Genomic DNA, 9,617 nt, shown 5'->3' on the forward strand with positions numbered 1-9,617 from the left:
ATTTTGCTTTTTTGCTTTTGTTTTCACTTGGAATTTTTAAAATTTAACCCTCCACGCCGCTACTTTATCGTTTTTATCGCCTCGCCTGAAATTGCTTTTAAATTTTAATCTCTTTGCCAACGACATACCGCAAAAGTATGTGCTTCTAGCCTGAAATTACTTCAAATTTTAATTCCTCTTGTATATTACTTCACTTTAAATTCTACAAATCCAAATTTTATAAAATCTATGTCCTACCCTACTTCTCATTATCAGAAACTGCCGCCTTTTTATTTTAGCGCTTTTCTCGCAGCGTCGCTTCTTGGGAATCCCGCTGGCTAAATTTTAAAGTCGGAATTTTAAAATTCCATCATTTTGTAATCGTAATTTTTCGTTTAAGCTTCGATAACAAAAATAAGCTGAAATTTTACTTTATTATCGAAAACGTCACATCGCGATACCGATTTTTTCGCATTAAGCTAATTTTTGTTAGGAATTGTATTAAATTTATTGTAAATAGGTATTTTTATAGTATAATGGATAGTTTTTATTTTTTACGAAGGATTACAACTATGAAAGATATTAAGATACCGATTATCTCAGGTCTGAGCATCGCTGCTACGCTAGCACTGATGCCGATGCAAGCTTTAGCCGACAATGCAAAAGCGACGGTAACCGGCGGCGGTAGTAATAAACTGCATCGCTCTGGCACCACTACCTATTATTCCGGTGGTTACGAGGGTGTGGTATCTGGCGCTTCTAGTGATCATATAGTAACTATTACGGGTACGGGCGATCCTAGCGGTGTCGATATGTCTTCTTATACCATATACGGCGGCGGCATGGGCGATCCTAATGTCGTACCTACGAAATCCGCCGATCGAAATAAGATCATCGTTCAAAACAGCGCTACCGCTACTACTATAATAGGCGGAGAAGGTATAGGCGCAACCGGCAATACCGTGAGAATAATAAATGCAACCGTTAATCGAGCCGTCCTCGGCGGCAACGGCACTTGGGCGGGACAGTCAGGATATACTGGAAATGCCGTCAGCAACACCGTAAATATCGAAGGCAATAGCCATATAATCGGAGATAATGCGGGTGTACTCAACTTTGAAGCGATGGTATCGGGAGGTCGCGCTAGATATGGTGCCTCTGCGAATAACAATACGGTAAATATCACCGGTGCGGCGAAAATAGATATGGGCAGGATAGAGGGCGCTACCATACACGAAGGGGGCTCCGCGAAAGGCAATGGCGTCAATATCACGGGCGCTGTAGTCTTAAATACCGATCAAGAAATAGACGGCGCAGTATCCGTATCTCCAAATTTTGTTAGTACGTTAGAGGAGAACTATGTCGTCATAAATAACGCCGATGCTAAGCTTCAAAATATAACGGGCGCCAATTCTACGAAAAAAGGTATCGACGTCGGAAGCAAGACTACAGCAATCGGTAACTGGGTGGAGTTAAAGGCAGGACAGGTCGAATCCACTACAGGCTCATATATGGCTGCCGTATCTAAAAACAATTATTCTAAGATTACCGGCGGAACGGTTATAGGCGATGTACACGGAGGCTTCGGCGGCAACCACGTCGCAACTCCTAATCTTACTCACGTCGCTACGAGCGAAGGCGATCATGCGGAAATACAAGGCGGCGAGATAAGAGGTAGCGCTTACGGCTTCCGCAACGTAAATGGAGAGATAAAAAGTAGCTACGTTGAAATGAGCGGAGGCAAAGTAGCACAAGATGCTATCGGCGGAAACAGCGTTAACGGCAAAATTTCAAACACCAAAGTAACTCTAAACGGTGGCGAAGTGAGCCACGATGTCATCGGCGGAAACAGCGTTAATGGCGAGGTTACGGGCGCCAAAGTAGATATCAAAAAAGGCGCTACGATAGGTCATGATATCATCGGCGGTATAAGCGAAAAAGGCAAGGCCGAGGCTAACTGGGTAGTAGCGGATTTAACAAATAAGACCGTTAATCAGGTAATCAGCGGAACCAATAAAATCGGTAGCGGCAGCGGAACGGCAAACAATAACCACGTCCAAATAACCGGCGGAACACTAAACGGTCCTGCTCTGGGCGGACGCGGCGAACAAGGCGTCAGCGGCAATGAATTCTCTGCAACCGGAGTAACCTTTAACGACAACGTTTCTGGTGGAACTACGTCAAAAGGTAATGCTACGGGAAACGTTTTAACCTTGTCAAATTCTAAAGTAGAGGGTGGTAAACAAGTCAAAGGCGGCAATGCTATGTTGTTGGGCTCCGCATCGGGTAACCGTGTAAATTTATGGGATCATACCACCGTAACGGGAGATGTTTTCGGCGCGGAGGCTGTGGGGGCAAATAGCAATAATAATACGGTACATTTATCAGATAGCACCGTCACCGGCACGATTTACGGCTTATACGGCACCGGTAGCGGCAGCGGCAACACCTTGATAAATGCTTCAAACGCTAGCAATCCAAATCAAGCGGGCAATATTGCTAGATTTAATGTTTTAAATTTCCAAAACATATCAAATGCATATTCCGATGCAAGCAAAGCCGCACTTCAAATCACGGACGGGGTTAAAACTAATATCAATAAGGCTAAATTTCAGCTTGGCGACCATGATTATGATGTAGATACTTACGCGATAGGCGACGGCGAGAAGCGCTATCTGATCCATAATGAAGCCAAATTTGAAAAATTTGATGAAAAGGTCAAGCACACCGATAATGTATTTACTATCAAAAATGCTACTACCTATTCGATGAATTTAAAGGGCTTGATGGAGGACGATGACGGAAAATCCATCGTAATCCAAGGCAAAAAGAAAACCAACCGCACTATCACCGACGGAACATTCGACCAAAGCGAATTTAATAAATACAAAGGACCTGCAGGTGAGGATCCTACTATCGATGTAGGCGAAGATCCAAATGCACCGGAGAATTTCGGTGGGCTAAATATCGATACGAATGCCATTCCTAAAGCCACGATAAATCTAGTAAGCGGTGATAATATCGGCACGATAAAAGCCAATGATGATGATACTATAAACGTAGGCAAAGACGGCAATAATCCACTAGTGCCGGGCAATATAACTGCAAAAAATATCGAAAAATCAGGCTCCGGCAAGCTAAAGATGAATTTCAATCTGCCTAACAACTATAATGAAGGTAATCCTGCGATCAAACTTACGGATTCGGGTACTACTGATCTAACTGGTACTGACGTCAATGTAAATAATGCCAAAGACGGCACCACATACACACTCGTTAAAAAGACTAACGGCGGCACTATAAATTTCAACGATAGAAGTGTCCAAAAAGACCAGACCTATACTATCACAGACAAATATCACTATCAATATGATGGCGAGACTTTTAGAAAGCAAAATAATGATCAAGAGCTTAGTTACAAAAAAGGCACCATTACCGACGCTTGGGGCGATGCCGATTTCGATAGCAGCGAGCTAACCAAAAATCAAGCTAGCAATAAAACTGCGGGCGCTACTGAGCTATTCGGCAATAAAGGAAACACCGTAATCGTAAAAGAAGGCGCAGGCAATCTAGGCGGCAAAAACATAAGCTCGGGTAGAGCCGACGTCAAAGATACCGAAACGCCTAATACTATCCATGATAACTACACTACGATCAAAGGTGGAACGGGATTTGGCGATGTATATGCAGGCTATGGTGATAGCGGAACCCAAGATGTTCACGACAACCATCTAAGCTTTGAAGAGACTTCAAAAGGTGCGGTAGTAAACGGAAATATCGGTGCAGGCTATAACGCTAATGGAAACGTTCATGATAATAAGGTAACCACTGATGATACCACCATTAACGGCAATGTCTACGGCGCACAGACAGCTAACGGCAATGCAGTTAAAAACATTGTAAATCTACAAGGCAGTAGAGTAGGTGGCGATGTATACGGCTCAAAAGCTAGCGGTTCTGCAACAAACAGTACCGTGAATTTAAGCAACACGCAAGTCGCTGGTAACGTCTACGCAGCATATGCGGCTAGCGGTAGCGGTAATACCGTAAATTTCTATGGTGGTAAAGTCGATAAAACTATCTACGGTCTATCCAGTGCAGGTGGCACAAATAACACCTTAAACGTATATAACGCCTCTACTCAAAAAACCGCAGGCGATATTAAGAATTTCAATGCTCTTAACTTCGACGGAATTTCGGATGCTAACGGCAATGCTGCAACCGCTGCTTTAAATTTAACTACTGCCGGCAACACCGATATCAATAATGCTAAGTTCCAACTAAACGGAATAGATTACGATCCAAGTAGCGATAGCTACGGCTCTTTAAATATAGAGGAGGGTAAGGAGTATCACCTTATCCGCAATGCTGGCAATACCTTTACAGGCTTCACCGAGAAGGCTAAGCAAACGACCAATGAGTTTACGCTTAAAAACTCTACCACCTACGATATAATGCTAAAAGGCTTAATTAAGAGCAGTGACGATCAATCTATCTTGATTCAAGGAAGCAAGCTTACTTCAAGAAAAATTTCCAATGACGGCAAATTCGACGGTGGAGAGATCAATAAATACGGAAATATCCCAAATCCTGTAATAAATGTAGTTAACGAAGATCCTTCTACCCCTACGGATTTTAACGGCTTAGATATCGACGGCGGAAATAACTCTACCGTAAATTTAACCGGCGGCAATAATATCGGAGATATCACCGGCGGAGCTGGAAGCACTTTAAACGTAGGTAAAGATACTACCAATCCGGCAGCGCCTAATTCAATCACCGCCAAGAATATCGGAGGGTTTGACGATATCAATATCTTTATGCCACCTACCGTTAAAGACGGCGATTCGATGATTACGCTAACAGATCCTACGGCTAATACTGATCTAAGCAATATGAGAGGTAAGATCACCGCTTACATTAGCGGTAATACAGATGTAGGAGATACCAGCACTATCCATCTAATCGATAAGCAAGGAAGCGGACGATTACTGCTTCCTGATCCTTCGCATCTACAAACCAGGGTTCAGCAAGGAGCTACCATAGAGTATGAGACCTACGGTATGGTAGATGCAAACGGAAGAGCGCTAGATCTTAGATTTAGTGGCAAAAGAAGGGTAAAAGACGATACCAAATCCTTCGCCGAAACTCGTGCTGCAAGCTTAGCTAGCTTAAAGAGCGGAAGCGAGTTAATCACCAACTACCTAGATAAGCTAATACCTGACGGACACCTAGAGCTATTTCCTTTTGCTATAAGCGAAGCTTATGATCTAAGGTATGAGACTGGTTCGCACGTAAATTCCAAAGGCTATGGAGTAGCAGCAGGACTTGCCAGCTTAACTCCTAATTTCGCAGGAGATATCTTAAGCGGAGTATTCGTTGAATATGGAAAAGCAAACTACGATAGCTACTTAGATAGCGGTCTGCATGCAGACGGAGATAGCGAGTATATAGGCGGAGGCTTGATGCTAAAGCAAAACTTTACTAGTGGTACCTATCTAGATGCAAGCTTTCATGTAGGTAAGATAAGTAGCGACTACAATAGTAACGACTGGACCTATGCCATAGCTCCTGGAGTATTAGCTCATAATGAGAAGTTTGATATCAGCTCAACCTATATGGCTACTCATATAGGAATAGGTCAGATCTTTGATCTAAGCCAAAGTAACAAGCTAGACGTTTATACTAAATGGCTATATGCTTACACGGATGATGCAGATGCCTCTATAAGCTCTGGCGAGAGATATCACTTTGATAGCGTTACATCTAATAGAGTAAGAGCAGGTCTTAGAGATACTATAAATCTAAAAGATGAGCATAATCTATATGTAGGAGGCGCATACGAGTATGAGTTTAGCGGAGATGCTAAAGCATCTACTATGGGACTTGACGCTCCTAAACCTAGCTTAAAAGGCTCTACCGGAGTATTTGAAGCCGGCTATAAGTATGAGAGTAAAAACCTTATCCTTAGCCTAGGAGGCAAGGGCTACGTAGGCAAGACAAGAGGCGGTGCTATCAATGCAGGGTTTGAGATTATGTTTTAAATTTTAATAGATGCGTAGGCCCTAGCTTGCACATCTATAAAATTTCAGATCCTATACTTAATTTCAGGGGCGGGAGATTTCTCGCCCCTTTTTAAATTTAGACGCTATGCACTAGATAAATTTCATAGCTTCGCTATTATGCGATAATGATCTTATTAAACTTGCTGTATCCGCCCGCATAAAATTTTACCGCAAGCGCCGCAAGATAATTCATAAAATTCTACGCTTTCTATGCCGCTTTAAAATTCCTCAATAAGAAAGAATTTAGGCTCAATTCGCAGAGGAATTTCATAGTCTGCCTTATGCTTAAAGAACTGGCGTAATCTTAGGTTCTTTTACCAAAGCCAAAAAAGCTTATCAAAGCGGCAATACCATCATTATTGGCTTTATTGCTAAGGCCGGTGCCTTTTATTTATATTCTGCGCTTTATATTTTAAAAGTAAGCTACGAAATTTCGAAGTAAAAGTGAAATTGTATAAGAAAAATCACGTAAAACTTAAAATTATAAAATTTTAAAACTGCTTGTCTTAGAATTTATAAGCAAAATTTCGCAAGGTCTAAAATTTTAAAATTCCGTGCTTTAGAATTTCAAATTTCAACACGCTTCTCATTAAGGTTTGGGCTAAATTTTAAATTTTAGGCAATTAAATTTTAAAATTCTGCGCCTAAATCTTGCCTGTGAATTTTAAAATTACCCAGCGCAGTTTTGATCGTTCACTTCAAAGAGGCGACCTGTTATAAAACTACGCGAAACAAGTCTTGGCACGAGCTTTGCTTTAGCTACACAAAGCCTTAAATTTAGACCTTGACGGCAGGCAAATCTAACTGCTTACGATATAGAATTTCAAGCGGTATTCATAGCGTTGTAAACCTATATTTTTTATAATTTTACAGTTTAGCAAAACAGGCTATGCAAATGAACGGTCTATAAGTTTAAGATCTACTTTTTTGCAATTTTATACTAATAGAAAATATTTGATATCTCGTTAAGCTATGGATTTAAGCCTACTTTTTCGTAATTTTATAGAGTAAATTTCCGATGCTTTGTATGATCTGCACGAGTACGATCAGGATCACGACTGTGTATGCCATTATATCGGGGCGGAAGCGCTGAAAGCCGTAGCGGATCGCCACGTCGCCGAGCCCGCCGCCGCCGACCGTGCCCGCCATCGCCGTAAATCCGATGATGACGATAAGCGTCAGAGTAATCGCGCCGATGATACTAGGCAGTGCCTCGACGAACATTACGCGAAAGATTATCTGCGTCTTGTTCGCGCCGAAGCTCTTCGCCGCCTCGATCACGCCGCTATCTACCTCAAGCAGAGCGCTTTCGATTAGGCGCGCGATAAAGGGCGCCGAGCCGATAGTAAGCGGCACGATCGCCGCAGTGGTGCCGATGCTCGTGCCGATAAGAAGCTTTGTAAGCGGAAAGAGCACGATCAGCAAAATTATAAACGGGAAGCTTCGCAGCGTGTTTATCGCAACGTCCAGCACGGCGTAGACGATGCGGTTTTCGCAAAGCCCGCCGCGACGCGTAAGGATAAGCACGATCGCGAGCACGAGCCCTAAAATAAACGCCAAAGCCGTGCTTATGAAGGTCATATACAGCGTCTCCAGCGTCGCGTTTAACAGCAGCTTCGGAATCGTTCCGCTAAAAAAATTTTGTATCCACTCTATCATTTATGTCCTTTCATTTTGTGCTTGCTTGCGCTATATCGAGCTTTTGCACCGCTTTAAAATTTTTTGAAATTTTAAAATTTCGCTGCAGCAAATTTTGCGCCTTAAAATTTTAACCCTCGCGAAGCGGTAAATTTTACCGCTTAGAACTCGTAAATTTAGACGAAATTCTATCTAAATTTAATGTGCAGCCCTTAAAATCAGAGTGAAAAATTTTAAAATTTCAAATCCGCGCGAAATTTCGCTCCACGCCCTCAAAAAATTTCAAATTTCTTAAATAGCTCGGGCTCATCCTGCACGATGCCGCGCTCTATGAGGCTTGCCACGACTTCGCGGCTGCAGAGCGTCTCCTGCGGCCACCGGCGCGTATAGCCCTCCCACTCGTGCTTGCTCGTAGCGTCGATGCAGATGCGATCGTCCTGCGCCATAAACACGTCGCGCAGCGCATCGATGCTGTTTACGATGCACCAAACGCTCATATAGAGGTTGCTCGCGTCATTTCTCGCATCGGTAAAAATCAAAATTTTAAAATGCTCGCTAAATTTCAAAAGCCGACGCCAGCTCCGCTCTACGAGCTCTTTTTTGTCTATGTTTATTAGCACGAGCGGGTTTTTCGTATCGCAAAAGTGCTGCTTAAGCGCCAAAATAGCGGGCTCCTCGCTTTGAAATTTCGCTAGCAGCTCCTCGTCGCTTAAAATTTGCGGCGCCTGCGAGCTTAAATCCGCCGTCGCATCGATACCGAGCTTGCCGCCGAAGCAGGAGTTCGGGCTTGCGTGATCGAGCTGATCGCACACACCCTCGCTAAAAACGAGGCTGCGCGCGCCTATGCGGTTTAGGATGTACTTCGTAAGCGCCTCGTACTCATCTAAGCTCGGCGCGTCCTGCGGTACGAAAACGGCGTGTTTTACGAAGCTCATCTGCCCCACGCCCCAAAACGCGTGCATGATCTGTTTGGCAGCAGCCGGGTAGCGCACGGCGATCTTAGCCAAAATTAGGTTGTGAAATACGCCGTTCTCGGGCATTTTATAATCGATCAGATCGGGCGCGCTCGTGCGAAACAGCGGCAAGAAGATCCGCTCGGTCGCATATCCCATAAATTTATCCTCAAGCGGCGGCTTGCCGACGACGGTGGCGTGAAGTACGGGCGTACGCTTGTGCGTGATCGCGCTAACTTCCATCACCGGGAAGGGCTCTACCGGCGTGTAATATCCGGTATGATCGCCGAAAGGCCCCTCCGGTTCGCTTACTGTGGGATCGACAAAGCCCTCGATCACGTAATCCGCGTCTGCGGGAATGTAAATTTCATTCGTAAGCGATTTTACGAGGCGAGCGGGGCTGCGGCGGATGAAGCCGTAAAGCAGCAGCTCAAAAAACCCCTTCGGCAGCGGCGCCTGACCGCACCAGATATAGAGCGGATCGCCGCCGATCGCCACGGATACGGGCATCTTTCGCCCAGCTTTGCGGTATTCGTCGAAAAAGCCCGCGCCGTCTTTGTGTATCTGCCAGTGCATCCCCAAGCGGTCGCGCCCGTAAATTTGCAGACGATACATGCCGAGATTTTGCGTTTGCGAGTTTAGATCCTTCGTATAGACCTGCCCCATCGTGATGAACGCGCCGCCATCATTCTCCCAGGTCTTAAGAACTGGAAGCTCGCCCAAATCGACATCGGCGCCCAGATGTGCGACCTGCTGGCACTCGCCGCGACCGCTAAGGCGCTTTACAAAAATTTTACGCAGCGAGATTAAGTGTGCTAAAAAATCAAGCTTTTCGCTGAAGTTTTGCGGACGCTTCGGCTTTAGCAGGCTCTCAATCTCGGCGGCGATCTCGTCAGGTTCGCGGCCGAGGATTAAATTTAGAGCGGGGAAGGAGCCGAAAATATTGCTTAGCACAGGCGGCATCTGTTTGCCCTGCGCGTTT

General features: G+C 44.6%; 3 protein-coding genes. 1 reads left to right on the plus strand and 2 read right to left on the minus strand.

From position 1 onward, the window contains the following. The first annotated feature begins 551 nt into the window (after positions 1–551). Entirely contained in the window at positions 552–6,023 is a 5,472-nt protein-coding gene (locus Q0600_RS05015; RefSeq protein ID WP_298757644.1) for an autotransporter outer membrane beta-barrel domain-containing protein, read from the plus strand. 1,005 nt (positions 6,024–7,028) lie between these two features. On the opposite strand, the gene Q0600_RS05020 is transcribed toward Q0600_RS05015, so the two are convergent. Together Q0600_RS05020 and Q0600_RS05025 are read right to left on the minus strand one after the other, a co-directional pair. Continuing rightward, a complete protein-coding gene (locus Q0600_RS05020) occupies positions 7,029–7,703 on the minus strand; it encodes a methionine ABC transporter permease (RefSeq protein ID WP_298757646.1) in 675 nt (224 codons plus the stop codon). A 251-nt stretch (positions 7,704–7,954) separates the two neighbouring features. After that, positions 7,955–9,617: menaquinone biosynthesis decarboxylase (locus Q0600_RS05025; protein WP_298757649.1), on the minus strand; the 1,663-nt coding region annotated here is incomplete at its 5' end.

The sequence above is a fragment of the uncultured Campylobacter sp. genome (assembly GCF_938041645.1).
Lineage (GTDB): Bacteria > Campylobacterota > Campylobacteria > Campylobacterales > Campylobacteraceae > Campylobacter_B.